17 protein-coding genes are annotated in these 20,477 nt (G+C 60.8%); 13 read left to right on the top strand and 4 right to left on the bottom strand.

Annotated features, from left to right (window positions below):
- The first annotated feature begins 100 nt into the window (after positions 1-100).
- The 3 genes from ACILSI_RS16420 (at position 101) to ACILSI_RS16410 (ending at position 4,859) form a co-directional block, all read left to right on the top strand.
- Entirely contained in the window at positions 101-1,018 is a 918-nt protein-coding gene (locus tag ACILSI_RS16420; protein ID WP_395722981.1) for an alpha/beta hydrolase, read from the top strand.
- An 81-nt stretch (positions 1,019-1,099) separates the two neighbouring features.
- Complete coding sequence (locus ACILSI_RS16415; protein WP_395722980.1) at positions 1,100-2,230, top strand: aminotransferase class V-fold PLP-dependent enzyme; 1,131 nt, start codon at positions 1,100-1,102, stop codon at positions 2,228-2,230.
- Between the two features lie 31 nt (positions 2,231-2,261).
- Positions 2,262-4,859, top strand: coding sequence for a VWA domain-containing protein (locus ACILSI_RS16410; protein WP_395722979.1), 2,598 nt, complete (start codon positions 2,262-2,264; stop codon positions 4,857-4,859).
- Between the two features lie 8 nt (positions 4,860-4,867).
- On the opposite strand, the gene rimO is transcribed toward ACILSI_RS16410, so the two are convergent.
- Positions 4,868-6,226, bottom strand: coding sequence for a 30S ribosomal protein S12 methylthiotransferase RimO (rimO, locus tag ACILSI_RS16405; protein ID WP_395722978.1), 1,359 nt, complete (start codon positions 6,224-6,226; stop codon positions 4,868-4,870).
- A 179-nt stretch (positions 6,227-6,405) separates the two neighbouring features.
- Here rimO and ACILSI_RS16400 point away from each other — a divergent pair, with 179 nt between their 5' ends.
- From ACILSI_RS16400 to argS, 8 genes are all read left to right on the top strand, one after another.
- Positions 6,406-8,562: a DUF1549 domain-containing protein gene (locus tag ACILSI_RS16400; protein WP_395722977.1), complete on the top strand. Its 2,157-nt coding sequence runs from the start codon at positions 6,406-6,408 to the stop codon at positions 8,560-8,562.
- Between the two features lie 50 nt (positions 8,563-8,612).
- On the top strand, positions 8,613-9,893 hold the full coding sequence (locus ACILSI_RS16395) for a DUF1501 domain-containing protein (protein WP_395722976.1): 1,281 nt from the start codon (positions 8,613-8,615) through the stop codon (positions 9,891-9,893).
- Between the two features lie 530 nt (positions 9,894-10,423).
- On the top strand, positions 10,424-10,891 hold the full coding sequence (locus tag ACILSI_RS16390; RefSeq protein WP_395722975.1) for an SRPBCC family protein: 468 nt from the start codon (positions 10,424-10,426) through the stop codon (positions 10,889-10,891).
- Between the two features lie 71 nt (positions 10,892-10,962).
- On the top strand, positions 10,963-11,526 hold the full coding sequence (locus ACILSI_RS16385; RefSeq protein ID WP_395722974.1) for a hypothetical protein: 564 nt from the start codon (positions 10,963-10,965) through the stop codon (positions 11,524-11,526).
- A gap of 110 nt (positions 11,527-11,636) precedes the next feature.
- Positions 11,637-12,329: an HAD family hydrolase gene (locus ACILSI_RS16380; protein ID WP_395722973.1), complete on the top strand. Its 693-nt coding sequence runs from the start codon at positions 11,637-11,639 to the stop codon at positions 12,327-12,329.
- Between the two features lie 6 nt (positions 12,330-12,335).
- Positions 12,336-13,262: a cation diffusion facilitator family transporter gene (locus ACILSI_RS16375; RefSeq protein WP_395722972.1), complete on the top strand. Its 927-nt coding sequence runs from the start codon at positions 12,336-12,338 to the stop codon at positions 13,260-13,262.
- Complete coding sequence (locus ACILSI_RS16370) at positions 13,259-14,029, top strand: biotin--[acetyl-CoA-carboxylase] ligase (protein ID WP_395722971.1); 771 nt, start codon at positions 13,259-13,261, stop codon at positions 14,027-14,029. Before ACILSI_RS16375 ends, ACILSI_RS16370 begins: the two co-directional genes overlap by 4 nt.
- A gap of 102 nt (positions 14,030-14,131) precedes the next feature.
- Positions 14,132-15,841 carry an arginine--tRNA ligase gene (argS, locus tag ACILSI_RS16365; protein ID WP_395722970.1) on the top strand — a complete coding sequence of 570 codons (1,710 nt, stop codon included), beginning with the start codon at positions 14,132-14,134 and terminating at the stop codon, positions 15,839-15,841.
- 6 nt (positions 15,842-15,847) lie between these two features.
- On the opposite strand, the gene ACILSI_RS16360 is transcribed toward argS, so the two are convergent.
- A complete protein-coding gene (locus ACILSI_RS16360; protein WP_395722969.1) occupies positions 15,848-16,498 on the bottom strand; it encodes a DUF2490 domain-containing protein in 651 nt (216 codons plus the stop codon).
- Between the two features lie 166 nt (positions 16,499-16,664).
- Here ACILSI_RS16360 and ACILSI_RS16355 point away from each other — a divergent pair, with 166 nt between their 5' ends.
- Both ACILSI_RS16355 and ACILSI_RS16350 read left to right on the top strand, forming a co-directional pair.
- Positions 16,665-17,846, top strand: a complete 1,182-nt coding sequence (locus ACILSI_RS16355) for a DegT/DnrJ/EryC1/StrS family aminotransferase (protein ID WP_395722968.1) — start codon at positions 16,665-16,667, stop codon at positions 17,844-17,846.
- Between the two features lie 12 nt (positions 17,847-17,858).
- Positions 17,859-18,386, top strand: coding sequence for a hypothetical protein (locus ACILSI_RS16350; RefSeq protein ID WP_395722967.1), 528 nt, complete (start codon positions 17,859-17,861; stop codon positions 18,384-18,386).
- Between the two features lie 30 nt (positions 18,387-18,416).
- On the opposite strand, the gene ACILSI_RS16345 is transcribed toward ACILSI_RS16350, so the two are convergent.
- Complete coding sequence (locus tag ACILSI_RS16345; protein ID WP_395722966.1) at positions 18,417-19,412, bottom strand: tol-pal system YbgF family protein; 996 nt, start codon at positions 19,410-19,412, stop codon at positions 18,417-18,419.
- Positions 19,413-19,451: 39 nt separating this feature from the next.
- A complete protein-coding gene (cysK, locus tag ACILSI_RS16340) occupies positions 19,452-20,432 on the bottom strand; it encodes a cysteine synthase A (RefSeq protein WP_395723001.1) in 981 nt (326 codons plus the stop codon).
- Between the last annotated feature and the right edge of the window lie 45 nt (positions 20,433-20,477).

Raw genomic sequence — 20,477 nt, 5'->3', positions numbered from 1 at the left:
GTCAGTCCCAGCTCCAACGTATCGCTCAAAAACAGGCGAGTAGGCTCCGCCATACTCGCGCTCCGCAACATCCGCGCCGCTCCGTCGTTTCACCCGCACCATGCGCCTCCTCCTGACACTCCTCCTCGCGTTCACACTGCCCGCCTTCGCTCAAAAAAACGGTAAAACCAAGCCCACGATCAAACTGACCGACGCAGCAGTCACCACGAAGGACATCGTCTATAAAACCACGCCACAGGGCGAGTTGAAGCTGCACGTCTTCTCCCCCGCAGGCGAAGTCCAGATCGCTGCATTGCGCCCGTGCGTGGTGTTCTTCTTCGGTGGCGGTTGGAAGAGTGGTTCCTACCTGCAATTCGTCCCGCAGGCCGAATACCTCGCCAGCCGAGGCATCACCGCCATCAGCGCCGATTACCGCATCGCGAACATCCACAAAACCACGCCCGACAAAGCCGTGGAGGATGCCAAGAGCGCCATCCGCTGGGTGCGTGGCCATTCCACCGAGCTGGGCATTGATCCCGGCAAAGTCATCGCCGCCGGAGGTTCCGCTGGCGGTCATCTCGCCGCCTGCACGGCCCTCGTCTCCGCTTACGACGCCGAATCCGACGACAAATCCATCTCCGCCAAGCCGAACGCCATGGTGCTGTTCAATCCGGCCATGAACATCGCCACGCTGTTCAAGCAACGCGAAACCGGCGACAGCCCGATCACGCTCGAAATGGCCGAGGCCATCACACCGAACAGCTTCGTCGCGAAGGATACGCCACCTGCCATTCTCTTCTTCGGCACGGCTGACAAACTCAAAGCCGGCGGCGATGAATATGTGAAAAAAGCCACCGAACTCGGCCTGCGCGCCGAGATGTGGTCCGCTGCCGACATGCCGCATGGCTTTTTCAATCGGGAGCCGTGGATTCGAGTCACAGCGAAGAAGATGGACGAGTTTCTCATCTCCCTCGGCTATCTCGGTGGTGAACCGCTGGTGAAACTTCCAGAGAACGCGCCCGAGTTGAAAGCCGAGTAGCACCGGGCGCTTATGGAGTGGCGACGATACGTCGCCTTTCCCGTCTTGCTTTGGCGACGATTCGTCGCCACTCCTCATCTCATGCTCACCGACACCTCCCGCGCCGCCGACTTCCCCAGCCTCAAAGGCATCCACTATCTCAACACCGCCGCCGAGAGCATCCCGCCGGTTTGCGTGAATGAAGCCGTGGCCGAATACATGTACCACAAGTCGCTGGGCATGCGTGGCCGCGATTTCCACTTCCCACGCGTCGAAGACTGCCGCGAGATCACCGCGAAGCATCTAGGACTCGCCACAGACGAAGTCTCCTTCTGCTCCTGCAGCTCGGAAGCCTACAACCTGCTCGCCAACGCCCTGCAACTCACGCCGAAGGACGAAGTCGTCGTCACCGATCTCGACTTCCCCGCCGGTGCCACGCCCTGGCTCACCGCACCGGAAGCTTCGCGACCTGTAACCAGGCTGTGGAAGAATAGCAGCGGTTCCCTTAACCTCGTTGATCTCGCCTCGCTGCTCAATGACCGCACCGCGCTCGTGCAAGTGAGCCTCGTGAGCTTTTACAACGGCCACCGCATCGCGTTTCCCCGCCTTCGCGACATGATCCGTCTGCTCGCACCGCAGGCGCTCATCGCCGTCGATGTCACCCAGGCGCTCGGCCGCGTCGCACTCGACTGCCAGGACGCGGACATCATGATTTCCAGCACGCACAAGTGGACGCTCGGCATCCACGGCGGTGGCGTCATCGGCATCCCGAAAAAATCCGCCGCACGCCTCACCACCAGCGCCGGTGGCTGGTATCACATCGCCAACGCCTTCGACGCCGACCGCTTTGAAAGCGCCCGGATCAAGCCCGGCGCGCTCAGCTTTTCCGTCGGCATGCCCAGCTTTGCCGCGCTGTATGCGCTGAATGCTTCGCTGCGTTATCTCGATGCCGTCGGAATGGACAAAATCATCGCCCATGCCGATCCGCTCGTTGCCCGCGTGCATGAGGGGCTGAAGGAACTCGGCATCACGCCGCTGGCTCCCGCGCAGCCCGAGTGCTCCAGCGGCATCGTCGCCTTCCTTCATAAAAACACGGCGCACATCAACGAAGCGCTGCTCGCGCAAAACATCCACGTCATGCACCAAGTCGGCCGCATCCGCATCGCCGTGCATGGTTACACCACCGCGGAGGACATCGAGAAGCTGCTGGCAACGTTGCGCGGCGCGCTCTAAATAGCGCCCGCCACCGAACCTCACGCATCTCTTGGACTGGGAATCACCAAAACTCCTCCTGCTCATCCTGCCCGCAGTCGCCCTGCTGCTGTGGATCGAGTCGCGTTCATCGCACCCGATGTCCGGTTTGCGGAAGCGGCTGCTGCTGGTCACGCGTGCCATCGGCGTGATGCTGGCGCTCGCCGCGCTGGCGGGTCCGGCGCGGGTGACGCAGACCGGCCGCAAGGCGCTCGGCATCGTGGTGGATGCCAGCCAGAGCATGGGCGCGGAAGGATTGACGAAATCCCTCACTGAAGCTGCTCGTGTGCGCTCGGCGCTCGGCAGCGGGATTGATTCGTTCGTCGTGCAGCTCGGTTCGCAGCCGGAACTTCTGCCCGAAGGCAGCACTCCGGCCATGCAGGCCGAGTGGCAGAAGAAAAACGGGGGCGACAGCCATTACGCCGCCGCCATCGAATATGCGGAGGCAATGTTTCCTCCCGGTGTGAGCCGCAACATCCTAATCATTGGCGACGGACACGAAACACGCGGCAGTTTGCTCCATGCGGCACGCGAGGCCGCGGTTTCCGGCATCCAACTGCACGCGCTGCCGGTTTCCGGCCCGCGCAGGCCCGATGCGCGCATGATTGCGCTCACGCCGAACCGCACACGCTTGTTTGAAGGTGCGAGCTTGAGCCTGAAGGCAGTGTTTGAGAGCACCCTCGAAGGCAGCGGCACGCTGAAGCTCTACGAGAACGGCATCGAGGTGGAGAAACGGCCCGTCACGCTCAAACCGGGCGCGACGCAGGAGATCACCTTCACGCGCACGCCCTCGACGCGGAACACGTTTCAATATCGCGCCGTGCTTGAAGGCGTGCGCGGCGACACACTGCCTGGAAACGACAGCGCCCTCGCCATCGTCGATGTGCGCGGGCGTTTGCGGATGCTTTACATCGAGTCCGATGCCAACGAGGCGCGCTACCTGATGCAGGCGATGGAAAAGGAGGGCATCGAGCTCGATCTGCGCCAACCGGGTAATCTCGCCATCACCTTTGACCAGCTCAGCGGTTACGATGGCGTCATTCTCTCCGATGTTCCCGCGCATCAGCTCGGCGATCCGCTCATGAACGCGCTGCGCGACTACGTCGATAAACTCGGCGGCGGCCTCGTGATGCTCGGTGGACCGGGTTCGTTCGGTGTGGGAGGCTATTACCGCACGCCGATTGAAGAAGTGCTGCCAGTGAGGCTCAAAGCGCCAGATGAAGAAGAAAAACAGAGCGCAGCCGTGGCCATCGTGATGGACCGTTCCGGCTCCATGGCCGGTGAGAAGCTCGAAATGGCCAAGAGCGCGGCGATTGCGACGGCTGAAGTGCTGGGGCACAACGATTCGCTCGGTGTGTGGGCCTTTGATTCGGAAGCGCATGTCGTCGCGCCGATGACGCGCCTCACTTCAACGAATGCCGTGTCGGGACAGATCGCTGCCATCGCCTCCGGTGGCGGCACGAACTTGCAGCCCGCGTTCCAGCTTGGCCGCGAGGCATTGCTGCGGGCGAAAGCACGCGTGAAGCACATGATCATCCTCACCGACGGTCAAACGGCAGGCGCGGGCTACGAACAGCTCGCCACGCAGTGCCGAGGCGAAGGGATGACGATCTCCACCGTGGCGATCGGTGAAGGCTCGCATGTGGCGCTGCTGCAGGCCATCGCCTCCAGCGGCGGCGGTCAGAGCTACAACACACTCGATGCCAGCGGCATCACGCGCATCTTCACGCAGGACACGCTCATGCACACCGGCCGCATGATCCGCGAGGAGCCGTTCACGCCGGAACTGAAGGAAAAGCAGCCGATCCTGGCCGGATTTGAGAAGTGGGACTCGCCACCACTGCTCGGTTATGTGAAAACAACGCGCCGCACCTCCGCGCAGGTGCCACTCGTCACTGAAACGGGTGATCCGCTGCTCGCGCACTGGCGATTCGGCCTCGGCAAGGCCACCGCGTTCACTTCCGACGCGAAAAGCCGCTGGGCTTCGCTGTGGATCGCACGCTGGAATGGTTATGGCCGCTTCTGGTCGCAAGTCTTGCGCGAAACCGCCCGCGCACCGCAGGGACGGCTGATGGATTTGTCAACCCAGCTCGAAGGTGACGATGCCCGCGTCAGCGTCGATTTGCTGGCCGATGCGGGCACGCGTGCGAACAACGCGGTCGTCGAGGCCGAGGTGTTTCATGTGGCCGCTGATGCCCTCGGCGCGGCGATGAAGCCGGTGCAGAAGCTCACGCTGCGTCAAAGCGCCCCTGGAACGTATGAGAGCAGCTTCCAGCCGACGCAGGCGGGCGTTTACCTCATCCGCGCCCAATCCGGAGCCGAAATGGTCACGGCGGGACTCGTTCACAATCCATCGTCCGAAGCCAGCCTCGGCACGGTGAATGAGGCGCTGCTCCAAGAAGCCGTGAAAATCACCGGAGGCGATTTTTTGGCCGATGCAGGCCGGGTGCCCAATCTGGAGACGACGAAGGCCATCCAGCATGAAGAACTCTGGCCGCCGCTGCTCGTGCTGCTGCTCATGACTTTCCTCATCGACACCGGAATCCGGCGCTGGGAGCATGTGATCGGCCTGTGGCAGCTCGTTCCTGTGCGCAGGCTCGGGCAGCCATAAATCCGCCATCAGGCGGCTACGAGATCGTAGCCGCGCCACTCTTTGACGGTGACATCAGCAAAGCTGCCGACAGGAAGCTTCTTGTTCACGAAGACAGTGGTGTCGATGTCCGGGGCGTCCATTTCACTACGGGCGACACCGGGCTCTTCGACCAGGACGCGCATTTTGCGACCGACCTGGCTGACATTGAAACCTTCGATGCTGCGCTGGATGGCGCGCATGGCCTCGTTCCAGCGGGCCTTGCGGGTCATGTGATGGATTTGATCCTCCATCTTGGCAGCACGGGTGTCTTCCTCACGGGAGTAATTGAAGACACCGGCACGCTCAAACTTGGTGTCTTCGATGAACTGGAGCAGCTCATTGAAGTCGGCCTCGGTCTCGCCCGGGAAGCCGACGATAAAGGTGGTGCGGATGGCGATGCCGGGGATGCCGGCACGGATGCGCTTGATAAGATCGCGGATGTAAGCGCCGTCAGTCTCGCGCTTCATGAGGCTGAGCATGTTGTCGCTGATGTGCTGCAGCGGCATGTCGATGTAACGGGCCACTTTGGGCGATTCGGCGATGGCTTGGATGAGGTCATCGCTCCAATGCGCCGGATGCGTGTAGAGCAGGCGAATCCAGAAATCGCCCTCGATCTTGTTCAACTCACGGATGAGGGAGGAAAGCGACTCGCCCTTGGTGGAATCAACGCCGCTGCGGGGCTTGGGGCGCTCCTCGGTCCACTTGTCCATGCCGAAGTAGGTGGTGTCCTGGGAGATGAGATTGATCTCCTTCACGCCACTGGCGACGAGCTGACGTGCTTCCTTGATGATGCTCTCCTGCGTGCGGCTGCGGTGGCGGCCACGGATGCGCGGAATGATGCAGAAGGAGCAGGGATGGTTGCAACCCTCGGCGATCTTGATGTAGGCCATGTGCTTCGGCGTGAGGCGGAAGCGCGGCGTGTCATAGTCCGGGATGTACTGCGGCTGGCGGGTGACGAGGTTTTCCTGCTCGTGCTCCTTGGTGCCCATGAGCTTCTGAATGATCGGGGCCACCTGCGTGATCTGATCCAGGCCAATGAAGGCATCGACTTCGGGCATCAAGCCGGGCAATTCCTGGGAAAAACGCTGCGAGAGGCAGCCAGCGACGATGATTTTCTGCTTCGCCCGCTTTTTGGAGGCACCACGTTGGTCCACGGCATCATGCACGGCCCCCACGCTCTCCTTTTTGGCCATATCAATGAAGGAACAGGTGTTGACGATGAGCACATCCGCCAGATCGGCTTCGGGAGTCATGACCATGCCCGCCTGCTGAAGGTGGCCGATCATGATTTCCGAGTCGATGAGGTTTTTCGCGCAACCGAGGGAGACGAGGCCGACTTTGATCATGGGGCGCGGATGGTAGCGCCTTTGCGGCGGTCGAAAAGGGGAAAGATGAGGGCGGAAAGAGCCGGGCTGTCTTTGGTCTCGCCCCAAACTAAATCTACAAACACGCACTTTTGTCCAATTTGATGCCCCCCCACCGCGTTCCCACCCCGATAACTCTGCATTTTCGACTCCATATCACCATGAAAAAAACCACGAAACTGCTCAGCAGTCTCATTGTCACCCTCCTAATCACGGGTTCCGCCCTGGCGGAAGTTCGCACCTGGACGGACACCTCCGGCCGTCAAGTCAACGCCACTTTCATCGGGCTCGAGGGTGAGAATATCGTCCTACAGGTCGCCGATGGCAGCACCCACACCTTCCCGCTAACCAAGCTGTCCGCGGAAGATCAGGCGCTGGCCAAAACCCTGAAGCCGGCGGAGCGACCGGTGACGATCGACAGCCTGGTGCTTTCTGGCATTCAGCGCGCCAACCCGGAACGCGTCAAAAGCGGGAAAAATCCGCTGACCACGTTCAACGCGCTGGCAAGTGACGAGCAGTTTGTCCGGCGGGTGTATCTGGACATTGTCGGGCGGATCCCCAACCACGCTGAAGCCTCCGCATTCATCAAGGATTCCAAGCCTAACAAGCGCGCTAAGCTGATTGATCTCCTGCTCGACAGCCCCGGATACAGCAGCCACATGTACAACTTTGTGGCGGAAATGCTGCGCGTGAAAGACCGCATGGACGGCGGCAACAACATCCGCGGCATTCCCTACATCAACTGGCTGCAGAAGCAGATTTCAGCCAACGTCACCTGGGATAAAATGGTGTACGAGATGCTGACCGCCACCGGCAAAATGTGGCACAACGGCGCGGCAGGATACCTCCTCCGTGACTCCGGCATGCCGCTCGACAACCTGGCCAACACGCTGGCCGTGTTTCTCGGCACCGATGTCGCCTGCGCCCAATGCCATGATCATCCGTTTTCTGACTGGACCCAACGCCAGTTCTATGAAATGGCCTCTTTCTTTGGCACCACGGAGACTCGTTACCGCCCTCAGCGCGGCAAAGGCGGCGAGGGAATGCAGATGGCTGATGTGAAAGGGAAAATCATGCCGGAGATTGAAAAAATCGTCGAGAAGAACGGCATGGACATGACCCGGCTGCGCAACGGCATTGAGCAGTTCATCAATGCCAACCGCTATGAGGTCAACGACACGGGCAGCAACGTCACCAAGATGCCGCATGACTACAAGTACCCCGACGCGGCACCAAACTCGCCGGTCGCCCCCAAACTCATCAAGTGGACCAAGGATGATGGCGATCTTGAATGCTACATAGCGGGTGAGGCCACCGCTGAGAACCCACGCCGGGCGTTTGCCGCCTGGGCCACTCACCCCAGCAACCCGCGCTTCGCCATGGCGATTGCCAACCGCATGTGGAAGCGCGCCTTCGGCCTGGGCATCTCCGAACCGACGACCAACATTGATGATCCAGACCAGTCCACCAATCCCGAACTCCTTAAGTTCCTGGCGGAGGAAATGAAGCGGGTGAGCTTCGACCTCAAGGCCTTCATGCGCATCATTTACAACACGCGCGCCTACCAAGCTGCATCGACCACCGAGTTCGTTGCCATGGGCGAGCCTTATTATTTCCAGGGGCCCCTGCTCCGCCGCATGACCGCTGAACAAACCTGGGATTCTTACATGACCCTCGTGCTCGGAGAGCCCGACAAATACGAGAAGCCGCTGGATGACCTGTATGGCAACACCATCGACCTTGATCTGAACAATCCCAAGCTGGATGCTCAAACCGTTTTGATGAAGTACGATGCCTTCAGGAAGATGCAGCAAAAAGAGGAGGCATTGCTGGGCGGTGGTCTGGCCGAGGCAGGCACCATGGAGGATGCCAAAAAGGGCAAGTCCAAATCCAAGGAGCCCGAGCCTGACATGATGATGGAGAACGCTTCATTGAGCTTCGGAAAACTCGTGCTGCGCCGCGCCTCCGAGTTGGAGCAGCCCGCGCCAAACGGCCATTTCCTCATCGACTTCGGCCAGTCGCCGCGAAACATCATCGATGGCAGCTCCAAGATCGGCACGGTGCCGCAGGTGCTGTCCATGATGAACGGTCAGGCGCAGCAAATGCTCACCAGCAGCGACTCGCTGATTTTCCGCACCATGGACAAAGTGCGCACTCCTTCAGAGCGCGTCGAGGCCATGTATCTCACCGTCCTGAGCCGCCGTCCGACCATGAATGAAAAACAGATCGCCCAGCGCGCCATCGGCGGTGGAGATGACGGCTACGCCAACATGGTCTGGGCGCTCATCAACACCCGCGAATTCATTTTCATCCAATAATCCAGCCTTTCTCAAGCCACCACATTCACTGATCCAGACCGACACTCTTCATGAAAACCGAACTCAACAAACTCAGCCCGCTTGCCCGCCGCGATTTCATCATGCGCACGGCCCAGACCGCCCTTGGCGTCACCGTCATGCCAGCCCTCAACCTGCGCGCGGCAGCCGCAGCTCCCGGACCTGGCTACGGCAAGGCCAAGAACGTGATCTTCCTCTGGATGAACGGCGGTATGACCCACATCGACACTTGGGATCCCAAAACCGGTGAGACCAAAGGCCCGACAGCACCCATCAAGGGCAAGGGCAGCATCGACTACCTCGGCGGCACCATGACCAAGATGGCGGAGGTTTCAGATAAAATCACCATCGTGCGTTCCATGAGCTCCAAGACCGGCGTGCATGATGCCGGCACCTACATCATGAAAACCGGCTATGAGCCGCGTGGCACCATTGTGCACCCCTGCATGGGAGCCTGGGCTTCCCACTTCCTGGGTCGCATCAAAGGCGTCACCCTGCCTGACAGCGTGATCGTCAACAGCGGCAGCGCCTACCCCGGAGCTGGCTTCTTTCCCCCCGCCACCAGCCCGATTCCAATCGCGAATCCGCAGACCGGCCTGCAAAACATCCAGCAGACTAGTTCAGAGCTGCATTTCAAGAAGCGCGTCTTGCTCATGAATGAGCTGGACGATTCCTTCCGCAAAAAATATCAGTCCGAGGAAGTCAAGGCTTACACGGAATTCTACGATGAGACCATGAAGCTCATGAAGAGCGAAGACCTCAAAGTCTTTGACCTTACGCTTGAGAAAGCCGACACACGGGCCAAATACGGCAACAGCAGCTTCGGCCAGGGCGCGCTTCTGGCCCGCCGACTGGTGCAATCGGGCGTCCGCTTCGTTGAAGTGCAGTTTGGCGGCTGGGACATGCACAACAACATCGACCAAGCCCTCGGTGGCACGGGTCAGACGATGGACAGTGTGTTTGCCACGCTGATTCAAGATCTCGCCGCCAACGGCCTGCTGGAGTCCACCATGGTGGTCATGGGGTCTGAGTTTGGCCGCACACCCGATATCAACCAAAACTCCGGTCGCGACCACTACCCGCTGGCCTACTCCACAGTCTTCGCAGGCGGAGGCGTCAAAGGTGGCTTCGTTTATGGTGCCACCGACAAAGACGGCCGCCGTGTGGCCGACAAACAGGCCACCCCCATGGATTTCCAGGCCACCATCGGCCACGCCATGGGCCTGCCGGTGGACGAAGTGGTCATGTCCCCCTCCAACCGTCCGTTCACGGTCGGCGACAAGGGTGCCCCGCTGCTCGACATTTTTGCCTGATCGGTCGAGCCTTCATCACCCCTCACTCTCAAGGCACCCGGTCGCAAGATCGGGTGCCTTTTCGTTTGGTGCACCCAGCGGCAGAGGCATGCGTCGATTTTCCCGCCGCTGCGCAAGGGGATGTCGAACGCCTGCTGGCCGTCATCAGCCTCCAAGGAAGCCGAGCATGTTCATCGCGATAAAGCATCAGACGCATCTCTTCCGCAGTGCCAGCAAGAGCACAACGAGAAGCCAGATTGTTGATTCGGAAGCTTTTGAAGTCTCGTCAGCTTGGGTTTCAGGAGTTTTTGGTGCTGGGGCGAAGGCACGTTTGGCTGCGTCGTTTTCGTAACTGGAGCCGGTGTTATGGCCGGTGTAATGGTGGTTTTGACTCCCTCCAGCTCCTTCATCGGCGGATAGCCCGGCGACACCAACACGAGCAACCGGCTCCATAGTGTCCGGCGAAGATCTCATTGCCTACCGGGCTCACATCGGTGGAACTTATCGGTGAATAGTCACCCGCGCTCAGTCGGCCCGAAAATCCATCCAGCATGCCTTCAGTAACTATCAAACAGCAAATGCCGGTCGCTGCCGCGCAAGTTTTCGCGCTTCTGCATGATTACTCGCGCCGCCTGGAGTGGGACACACTGCTGTGCGAGGCAAGGCTGACACGCGGACATCAGCAAGCCGGACTGGGAGCCACGTCGCTCTGTGTCGGCAAGCCGTGGTTGGGTCTCATCGGCATGGAGACGCGTTACGTCACCTTCAAGCCCGGCGAGGTCGCCGCCGTGGAAATGATCAACCGCCCGCCCTTCTTCGATCATTTTGCCGCCTCCATCCGGCATCAGGACAACGAGCACGGCTCCATGGCGGTTTACAAGTTTCAGTTCACCGCAAAACCACGCTGCCTGCGCTGGCTGCTTCACCCCATCATGCTCCCGCAGCTCAGGCTCGAGACCCACAAGCGGCTCCAGGCACTGGCGAGTTTTCTTGCCCGCACAAGCATCAGTCCGGCGTGACAAAAAATAAACAAAGCCGTTGTCGCGGGCGTTCTCCCTCGGCAATTCATCGCCTGCCACTCCCACCCACCGTGAACTCCCAACCCAAAAGCAAGAAAATGGAAACCTGGATCATCTTTGCCCTGCTCACCGTGCTCTCCTGGGGCGTGTATGGCGTCATTCTTCACAAAGGCCGCGGTCTGATGCCGATGGGCGCTGAAACGCCGCATGCCAGCCTGAAAGCCTTCCTCTTCGTCTGCATCGCCTATGCGGTCATTGGCATCGCCGCCGCCGTGCTCATCAAGCTGCGCGGCTCAAACTGGAGCTTCACCGGCAGCGGCATCACCTGGAGCTTCATCGCCGGGGTCGCGGGTGCTTTGGGTGCTTTCACGCTCGTTCTCGCGCTCGGCGCCGCCTCGCCCATCAAAGGCTCCGCCGCAGCCGCGGCGGTGATGCCCATCGTTTTCGGTGGCGCACCGGTGATCAACGCCATCACAGCCATGCTCCTGCATCCGCCGGAGGGAGGCCTGAAAGCGCTGCCCCTGCCCTTCATCCTCGGCTGCCTCATGGCTGCTGCAGGTGCCGTGATGGTCGCCAAATACTCGCCTTCCAATACCGGTGGTGCCAAGCCCGGTGCGGCGGCCAAACCGCATTGATGGAGCCAGCCATGCCGTCAAGGCAGGTCAAGTGCCGTCAAGCGGGTCAAACACGCCCCCTTGACCTTCTTGACTTCCTCTGGACTGCGAAGCCTTGACCTCTGCCCACCATGCCCCGCCTTCTCCTTTTCGACATCGACGGCACGCTCATCGACAGCAACGGTGCCGGTGGGGCCGCGATTCTCGACGCGGCTGAAGAACACTTCGGCATTCATCGCGATGAACTGCCGCCCTTGCAGCTCGCCGGAGCCACCGACCCGGCGATCGCGATGGATATTTTCAATCTCATCAAGCGCGAGCACACGCGGGATGATGTGTTCGCCTTCCTCGACCGCTATCTCGCCAATCTGCAACGTCGCCTGCATGCCGACGACTTCAGCGGCTTCACGCTCCCCGGCGTGAATGCCTTGCTCGATGCGATAAGCGTCGAATCCGAGGCGCACCTCGGCCTCCTGACCGGAAACGTCAAACGCGGTGCCGAGATCAAGCTCACGCGGCACGGCCTTTTCGACCGCTTCATCGACGGCGGCTTCGGCAGCGACCACCACGACCGCAATCAGCTCGGCCCCGTGGCGCTGCAACGCATGCAAAACGCCACAGGCATGCGTTACGACATCGCCGACGTCATCGTCATCGGCGACACACCCAAGGACATCCGCTGCGCCGAGGCCTTCGGTGCCAAATGCCTCGCCGTCGCCACCGGCCAGTATTCCGCCGATGAACTCCGCGCCCTGAATCCCTGGCGCACTGTGGAATCCTTTGCCGATGTGCCTGCGATGGTCGAACTGCTACTGCGAAGCTGATCCACCATGAGTCTTTCCTCTGATGCCACCCGCGCAATGCGGCTCTCGCTGGCCATCGGCTTCGTCATGCTCGTGCTCAAGATGGGCGCGTATGTCCTCACCGGCTCGGCGGCCATCCTCGGCGATGCGGCGGAATCCGTCGTGCATGTCGCCGCAGTGATGTTTGCGACCTTCAGCCTCGGCCTGCTGCACAAACCCGCCGACTCCGATCATCCCTACGGCCACAGCAAGATCGCCTTCTTCTCCGCCGGCATTGAAGGCGGCCTCATCGTCGTGGCGGCGCTGTTCATCATCTATGAGTCCGTACGCCGCTGGTTCCTGCATCTGCCACCGGCCAACTTGGATGAGGGCCTAGCCCTTACCGCGCTGACCATCGCCATCAATGCGGCGCTCGGCACTTACCTCATCCGCACTGGCAAACGCGGCGGCTCGCTGATTCTCGAATCGAACGGCAAGCATGTGCTCACCGATGTGTGGACCAGCCTCGGCACCCTCGTCGGCCTCGGACTCGTCGCCCTGACCGGCTGGCATGGCTGGGACCCCATCTTCGGCATCCTCATGGCCGCGAACATCATCTGGACTGGCTACGGCCTGATGCGACAAAGCGTCGGCGGCCTGATGGACAGCGCCGATCCCAAGCTCGATGCCGCGCTCGATGCCGCCCTGCGCCGTGAAACCGAAAAGCACGGCCTCAAATTCCACGCCCTGCGCCATCGCGATGCCGGTGAGATGCACTACGTCGAGGTCCACCTGCTCTTCGCCGACGACATCATGCTCCGCGACGCCCACCGCACCGCCACCGAGATCGAACATGCCGTGCAGGCCAGCGTGGACCGCCCCGTGCTCATCACCACCCATCTCGAATGCCAGGGAGATCACGATGAACTGCACCAGCACGGCGAGGCCAGCGATCCGAACAGCAAGCGCGCATGATCCCTCTTGATGCCACCGCCCTGAACGATCCCACGCTGCCGTGGCATGTCACGGTGCTGGATGAAGTCGGCTCCACGAGCGACTGGCTCAAACAACGCGCCGCAGAGCTGCCCGTCGGCAGCGTCGTTTTCACCGAAAGCCAAACCGCAGGCCGTGGCAGACGTGAGAACCGTTGGATCGCCCCGCGAGGCAAAGATTTGATGTTTTCGCTGCTGCTTCGTCCTGAAGCACCTTTTGAACAATGGCCGCGCGTCACCACGCTGGCCGCACTGGCGATCTGCAAGGCCATCGAGGCCGAGCTACCGCTCCAGCCGCGCATCAAGTGGCCCAACGACATCTACCTGAGCGACCGCAAAGTCAGCGGCCTGCTCGCCGAGACGGTTTCAACGCGCGCGGGCATGGTTCTGGTGCTCGGCATCGGTTTGAACGTCAATTCACGCGAATTCGCCCCCGGCATCGTCGCCACCTCGCTGCTCAACGAACTGCCAACCACGCCCCACGGCGAACTGGACCGCAATTCTATCGCCAGCCGCCTCCTTGAGTCACTTCATGCCGAGTTCCAACGCATTGATGATGATTTCAGCGCCGCCATCGCCGAAGTGCGCACACGAAGCTGGCTGCTCGGCCGCCAGATCCGCGCCCAAGCTCCTCAAGGCGAAGTTTTTGGCCGCGTGCTCGATTTGAATGAGGAAGGCCACCTCATCCTCGAATTCGCCGACGGCAGTTCTCACACCCTGACCAGCGCCGACGAGGTGCGCCGGGTGTAATTCCGCATTGATGCGCTTCGCTTCCCTTCGGGATGCCTACGGCAGTCTGTCTCGCTTCTCTCGGCTCGACATTCGTCATTCGTCATTCAAAATGCGCGCCCCATGTTCCGCGCCATTCTCACGTCCCGTCTTCAAGCCGCCTTCACCGCGGCAGGCATCGAGCTGCCTGAAGGTTTTCTGCCAAGCGTCGTCATCGCTTCCGACACGCGCTACGGCGACTACCAGAGCAACGCGGCCATGACGCTGGCCAAGCAGCTCAAGACGAATCCCCGCGCTCTTGCCGAGCAGATCAAGGCGGCGCTTCAGGTGGAGGATCTGTGTGAGAAAATCACAGTGGACGGCCCCGGCTTCCTCAATTTCACGCTCAGCGCAGCGGCGCTCGCGCAAAGGCTTGCCGTGATCGTCAAAGACGACCACGTCGGCGTGCCGCAGGTCGAGCAGGCGCGGCGCATCGTCGTGGACTTCTCCGCGCCGAACATCGCCAAGCCGATGCATGTCGGCCACATTCGAAGCACGTTCATCGGCGACTCGCTGGCACGCATCGCTCGCTTCATCGGCCACCAGGTCATCACTGACAATCACATCGGCGACTGGGGCACGCAGTTTGGCATGATCCTGCACGGCTGGAAGACCATCCTCAATCATGAGGCGCTCGACAAAGACCCGATCCAGGAACTCGTGCGTGTTTACAAGGCGGTGAACGCGCAGACGAAGGCCGACGAGGCCGTGCTGACCACCTGCCGCACCGAGCTGGTGAAGCTCCAGCAGGGCGATCCTGACAACGTGGAGATCTGGACGCGCTGCGTGGCGCTGTCTCTGGAGCAGTTGCGCCAGATCTACGGCAAGCTCGACATTCACTTCGACCACTACCTCGGCGAAAGCGCTTACAACGACAAGCTCGCGCCACTCGTCGAGCATCTGCTCACCAGCGGTATAGCTGAGATTAGCGATGGTGCCGCCTGCGTGTTCTTCCGTGACGTGCCGGAACTTGCTGACAAGCCCTGCCTCATCCGCAAGAGCGACGGCGGCTTCCTATACGCCACCACCGACCTCGCAACGATTGATCACCGCATCGACGAGTGGAAGGCGGATGAAATCTGGTACGTCGTCGGTGCACCGCAGGAACTGCACTTCCGCCAGCTCTTCCAAGTCGCGAAAAAGCGCGGCCAGACCACGCGCATGCAGCACGTCGCCTTTGGCAGCATTCTCGGCCAGGACGGAAAGATGTTCAAAACACGCTCCGGCGAGAGCGTGGGCCTGCTTGAAGTGCTCGACGAGGCCATCGAACGCGCCGCCGCTGTTGTCGCCGAACGTGAAGGGCTTACCGATTTGGAGAAAATCCAGATCGCCGAAGTCATCGGCACCGGTGCCGTGAAATACGCCGAGCTGAGCCAGCACCGCATGACCGACTACAAGTTCAGTTGGGACAAGATGCTGGCGCTGCAAGGCAACACCGCCCCCTACCTCATCAACGCCTACGTCCGCACCAAGAGCATCTTCCGCAAGCTGGATGGCGAGGTCACGCTCACGCCTGAATTGACAATCACGGAGCCTGCCGAACGCGCCTTGGCCCTTAAACTGGCCCAGCTCGCCGAAATCACGCACGACGTGCTGCTCGACTTCCGCCCGAACCTGCTTGCCAGCTACCTCTACGAGCTTGCCGACACCTACCACAGCTTCTACGAAGCCTGCAACGTGCTGCGTGCCGAAGGAGCCGTGCGCAACACACGTCTCACGCTCTGCGAGGCCACCAGCCGTGTTTTGAAGACCGGCCTTGGCCTGCTGGGCATCCAGACGACGGAGCGGATGTGATCCGTCTCAAAATCGCACCCGCAGATAAGTGCCGATGACGGACTCGTGCCGCCATTCGGCGGGTGTGCGGGTGGAAACGATCATGTAGAAGAGATCCAGGTCGGTGCGTTTGCTGGTTTTGAAGCTCAGACCGACGGGGACGAGGCGGTTTTCGCTCCACTGGCTGCGATGCAGGTCGAAGAGCCATTCGTTGCTGGCAAAGACGCGGGTCAACGGGCCGATGGCCTCTGGCAGCGTCCAACCGAGCTGCCAGCGATGCCGCAGGCGGCTCGTGGTGAGCGCGGCGTCTTCATTCCAGCGCCACTCCATCCGGTTCCGCCAGTCCAGGCGCAGATTTGGCGTGAGATTGCAGTGCGGATTCAACTCCAACTCGGGGCGGCCTTGAAGATAACGCCGCCCGCTTTTGACATCCTCGATTTGCAGCAAGGATAACCCAAGGCCGCCATCCAGCCACGGCAGCAGCTCACGTTTGATGCGTGGACTGGCAAGCTGAACGACCGAGCCATCGTGAGCATCCTGACGACCGGCAAAAAACAGCCCCGCGCTGGTTTTCTCCTGCCGCCAAGCCTCCAGCCAGACCCAGGTCCACCATTCATCCGCGCCTGCTGGAATAACGGTCAGCAGCAAGATGAAACCGATCCATGAAAACTTTGCCATGACAGCAGACACAGCATTTGGGCCGCCATGTCGTGAAACTTCATTGCGTCATTCTTGCGCCGAGGCTCTAAGCCTTGCACAGGCCTTCGCCGCCACGTGAGAAGCGCCCGATGCGAGTAATCGCTGGCACATTCGTCATTCGTCATTCATTCATTCGGCTTTCCCCATGGTCCCTCTCCTCGACGTCAACGCCCAGAACCACCCGCTCGAATCCGAACTCCAGGCCGCCTTCACCCAGGTGCTGAAACATGGTCGATTTATCATGGGGCCGGAGTTGGAGACGTTTGAGGCGGAAATCGCGGCCATGGTCGGCGTGAAGCACGCGCTGTCGGTTTCCTCGGGCACGGACGCGCTGCTGCTGGCGCTCATGGCGCTGGACATCAAACCAGGCGACGAGGTGCTGTGCCCCGCCTTCACGTTTTTCGCCACGGCGGGCGCGGTTTCGCGCCTGGGAGCCGTGCCGGTCTTCACCGACATCTGCCCGATCTGCTTCAACCTGGATGTGAATGACGCGCGGAAGAAGATCACCGCCAAAACGAGGGCGATCATCCCGGTGCATCTGTTCGGTCAGTGCGCGGACATGGACCCAATTCTCGCTTTGGCGAAGGAACACGGCCTCAAGGTGGTCGAGGACGCGGCGCAGTCGATTGGCGCGAAGTACAAAGGCCGCGACAGCGGCACCATGGGCGATTTTGGCATCTATAGCTTCTTCCCGAGCAAAAACCTCGGAGGATTCGGCGACGGCGGCATGCTGGTGACGAATGACGATGCTCTGGCCGAGTACGCCCGCGTGCTGCGCGTGCATGGCGGCAAGCCGAAGTACTATCATCACTACGTCGGCGCGAATTTCCGCATGGACACCCTGCAATGCGCCCTGCTGAGCGTGAAAGTGAAGCGCTACGCGCAGTACACGGCGGATCGCCAGTGCAACGCGGCTCATTACATTGCCGAACTGAGCAAGTTGAACGGCGTGGTGCAGGCCGATCCGGCGCACTGCAAGTGCGTGAGCACGCAGGACACCTGGCTGACCTCCCAGAACGCCAAGATCGTGCTCCCGGTCGGTTACTCGCACAACGATCACATCTGGAACCAGTTCACGCTGCGCGTGCTCGACGGTAAACGCGACGCGCTACGTGATCACCTCGTGGCCAAGAAAATCGGCTGCGACATCTACTACCCCGTCACGCTCGACCAGCAAAAGTGCTTTGCGAATCTGCCAGCAAGCTCACTCAGCGGCTGCGATGTCTCGCATCGCGTGGCGGGCGAGGTGCTGAGCATCCCGATCTACGGTGAACTCACCGAAGCGCAGCGGAATGAAGTGATCGCTGCTATCAGCGAGTGGCTGTGATAGGCTCCTGCCATGAAAGCCATCGCCACCTGCTGCCTCTGGATCATCGGATGCAGCTTTGCTTTGGCTGACAATCCCCCTGATCCCACCAAGGGAGGGAGTTACTCTCATCTATTCAGCCACAGCCTCGTGTTCGAAGCTGCCAAAGGAGACAAGGAAGCACGATTCGTGGCGATGCTGACCAATGTCTCCGATCATAAACTCAATGTTTTGGTCAACGATAGGGAGTTCCACGCCACTCTGATCATCAGCAGTCCCGCCGGAAAGCCGTACAAAGCCTACGATGCAAAGTATCTTGGACTGCTTCTCACCTCGGTTTGGAGCGAGCCCATCATTGAACTGGAACCGAAAAAAACGATTACCTGGATGGTGCCGCTGAGTTCCTTGCGCACGCAGCATGACAAGACAATAACGCACGAGTCCTTGCTGGGCTGCACGGTTCTCAGCGACATGAATGTCGCCGTGGTTCCGAGTTCGCGGACCTTTGCGGATAACAACGCCACGCAGAAATCCAAGCCCATCGTGATCGCTCAACGATGAATGGAATACCGACAATCGTCGGCACTTACATCAGGGTTTCGGTGCGGCAGGAGGCGGCGTCGGAGCGGGAGCCGCAGCAGGTGTTGCCGGAGCCGGAGTGGCCGGAGGAGTAGTGGTAGCAGGTGGCGCAGGAGCAGGCGTTGTCGGTGCCGTGGGTGCGGTAGCCGGGGCTGGTGCCGGAACAGCAGGCGTCGGAGCAGGAACTGCTGGAGATGGTGCAGTCACGGCCGCTGGTGTGGTGGCCGCCGCAGGCGTTGGAGTCAGCATGGCTGGAGGAGCGATGGTGGCACCGATGCCGCCTGCGCCAGGCGTCAGATTGAGCTTCGGCATGCCGGGGATGGCCGGAACGTCACCGGGTTTCGGTTCGACCTTCGGTGCTGGCGGCGGATCGACTTCCTTGGTCGGAAGTGAGGCGGCGATCCATCCGAGGCGGTCCTGGCTCACGCTTTGGAATTCGGCCATGTCGGGGAACTTCACAGCGAGGTCTTCGTAGGCTTTTTTGGCCTCGTCCTGCTTGCCATCGGCCCAGAACAGATCGCCAAGGCGAACCTGGGCGAGCGGAGCGGCCTCGTTGGAGGCAAACTCGTTCACGATGCGCTCAAAGATGGCCCGCGCCTCCTTGCGGTCGCCCATGGCGTCGAGCTTGGTGCCGAGGCCGAGCAGCGTGTGAACGAACAAGGGGTGCGAGCTGTACTTGCTGGTGAATTCCTTCAGCGCATCAACGGCGGAGGTTTTTTTGTTTTGATCCCAAAGCAGGTCGGCCTTCAGAAGCAGCGCATTGGCGGCGGCGTTGGTGCCTGCGTAACGCGAGATGACAAGGTCGCAATCCTCGACGGTCTTCGCGCTTGTGAACGCCTCGGCAGCCTCGTTGTTTTTGAGCGTGCTTTGATGGCGGATGAAGCCATAGGCGATGATGGCGATCACCACAAAGGCGAACAGCCAGACGAGCTTGCGGAAGTTGTCCTCCAGGAACTTTTCCATGCCGGTGGCGGGGACTTCCTGAGAGATCGTGTCGAGTTGAGACATGCGGGAGGGTTTGAAACGTGAATGAAAAACCAAGGGCGATTACGCGCCCACTTTGGCGCGGGCCTCGTCGGCCAGCGCGGTGGAGAGGTAACGCTCGCCGGTGGAGCAGGCGATGGTGACGATGAGTTTGCCGGCGTTTTCAGGGCGCTTGGCGATCTCAATGGCGGCGCAGACGTTCGCACCGGTGCTGATGCCGACGAGGATGCCTTCTTCCTTAGCAAGACGACGTGCCATGGCGAAGGCGTCATCGTTGCTGATCTTGATGCACTCGGTGATCTGCGGATGACCGGCAGAATCCTTCAAGTGAAGGTTGGCAGGAACGAAGCCAGCGCCGGTGCCCTGAATCTTATGCGGGCCGGGCTGCACGGGCTGACCAGCGAGGGTCTGATTGATGACCGGGGAGGCCTCGGGCTCGACAGCGATGGCCTGGAAGCTCGGTTTGCGCGGTTTGAGCACTTCCGTGACGCCGGTGATCGTGCCACCGGTGCCGACGGCTGCGACGAGGATGTCGATCTTGCCATCGGTGTCGCTCCACAGTTCTTCAGCGGTGGTTTTCGAGTGAATGGCAGGATTGGCGGGATTTTCAAACTGCTGCGGCATCCAGGCGTTCGGCGTGCTGGCGACGAGTTCGGTGGCCTTGGCGATGGCACCTTTCATGCCTTGAGCGCCGGGAGTGAGCACGAGATCGGCACCAAGCAGCGCGAGCAGCGTGCGTCGTTCCAGAGACATCGTCTCAGGCATCGTCAGGATGAGCTTGTAGCCCTTCGCCGCAGCAACAAACGCGAGCGCGATGCCGGTGTTGCCGCTGGTGGGTTCGATGATGACGGTATCGGCCTTCAAAATGCCGCGCTTTTCCGCGTCCTCGATCATGGCCATGCCGATACGATCCTTCACGCTGCCGAGCGGATTGAAGAACTCACACTTCAAAGCAATCGTGGCGTTGAGGCCGGCGGTGACTTTGTTGAGCTTCACCAGCGGCGTTTTGCCGACGGTTTCGACGATGTTGTTGTAGATGCCCATGTTCGTGTGCGGTTGACGGTTTATGACGATGGTTGGCCGTTGTTG

This window comes from Prosthecobacter sp. (assembly GCF_044232965.1).
Lineage (GTDB): Bacteria > Verrucomicrobiota > Verrucomicrobiia > Verrucomicrobiales > Verrucomicrobiaceae > Prosthecobacter.
The sequence above is the reverse complement of the archived record's forward strand: the minus strand, read 5'-3'. Positions and strand labels throughout refer to the sequence as shown.

Excerpts from the sequence above, each read along its gene's own strand:
- argS (WP_395722970.1), top strand. The coding sequence starts at position 14,132 with ATGTTCCGCGCCATTCTCACGTCCCGTCTTCAAGCCGCCTTCACCGCG.
- ACILSI_RS16350 (WP_395722967.1), top strand. The coding sequence starts at position 17,859 with ATGAAAGCCATCGCCACCTGCTGCCTCTGGATCATCGGATGCAGCTTT.
- ACILSI_RS16345 (WP_395722966.1), bottom strand. The coding sequence starts at position 19,412 with ATGTCTCAACTCGACACGATCTCTCAGGAAGTCCCCGCCACCGGCATG.
- ACILSI_RS16360 (WP_395722969.1), bottom strand. The coding sequence starts at position 16,498 with ATGGCAAAGTTTTCATGGATCGGTTTCATCTTGCTGCTGACCGTTATT.
- ACILSI_RS16380 (WP_395722973.1), top strand. The coding sequence starts at position 11,637 with ATGCCCCGCCTTCTCCTTTTCGACATCGACGGCACGCTCATCGACAGC.
- ACILSI_RS16370 (WP_395722971.1), top strand. The coding sequence starts at position 13,259 with ATGATCCCTCTTGATGCCACCGCCCTGAACGATCCCACGCTGCCGTGG.
- ACILSI_RS16415 (WP_395722980.1), top strand. The coding sequence starts at position 1,100 with ATGCTCACCGACACCTCCCGCGCCGCCGACTTCCCCAGCCTCAAAGGC.
- ACILSI_RS16375 (WP_395722972.1), top strand. The coding sequence starts at position 12,336 with ATGAGTCTTTCCTCTGATGCCACCCGCGCAATGCGGCTCTCGCTGGCC.
- ACILSI_RS16420 (WP_395722981.1), top strand. The coding sequence starts at position 101 with ATGCGCCTCCTCCTGACACTCCTCCTCGCGTTCACACTGCCCGCCTTC.
- cysK (WP_395723001.1), bottom strand. The coding sequence starts at position 20,432 with ATGGGCATCTACAACAACATCGTCGAAACCGTCGGCAAAACGCCGCTG.
- ACILSI_RS16390 (WP_395722975.1), top strand. The coding sequence starts at position 10,424 with ATGCCTTCAGTAACTATCAAACAGCAAATGCCGGTCGCTGCCGCGCAA.
- ACILSI_RS16395 (WP_395722976.1), top strand. The coding sequence starts at position 8,613 with ATGAAAACCGAACTCAACAAACTCAGCCCGCTTGCCCGCCGCGATTTC.
- ACILSI_RS16355 (WP_395722968.1), top strand. The coding sequence starts at position 16,665 with ATGGTCCCTCTCCTCGACGTCAACGCCCAGAACCACCCGCTCGAATCC.
- ACILSI_RS16400 (WP_395722977.1), top strand. The coding sequence starts at position 6,406 with ATGAAAAAAACCACGAAACTGCTCAGCAGTCTCATTGTCACCCTCCTA.
- rimO (WP_395722978.1), bottom strand. The coding sequence starts at position 6,226 with ATGATCAAAGTCGGCCTCGTCTCCCTCGGTTGCGCGAAAAACCTCATC.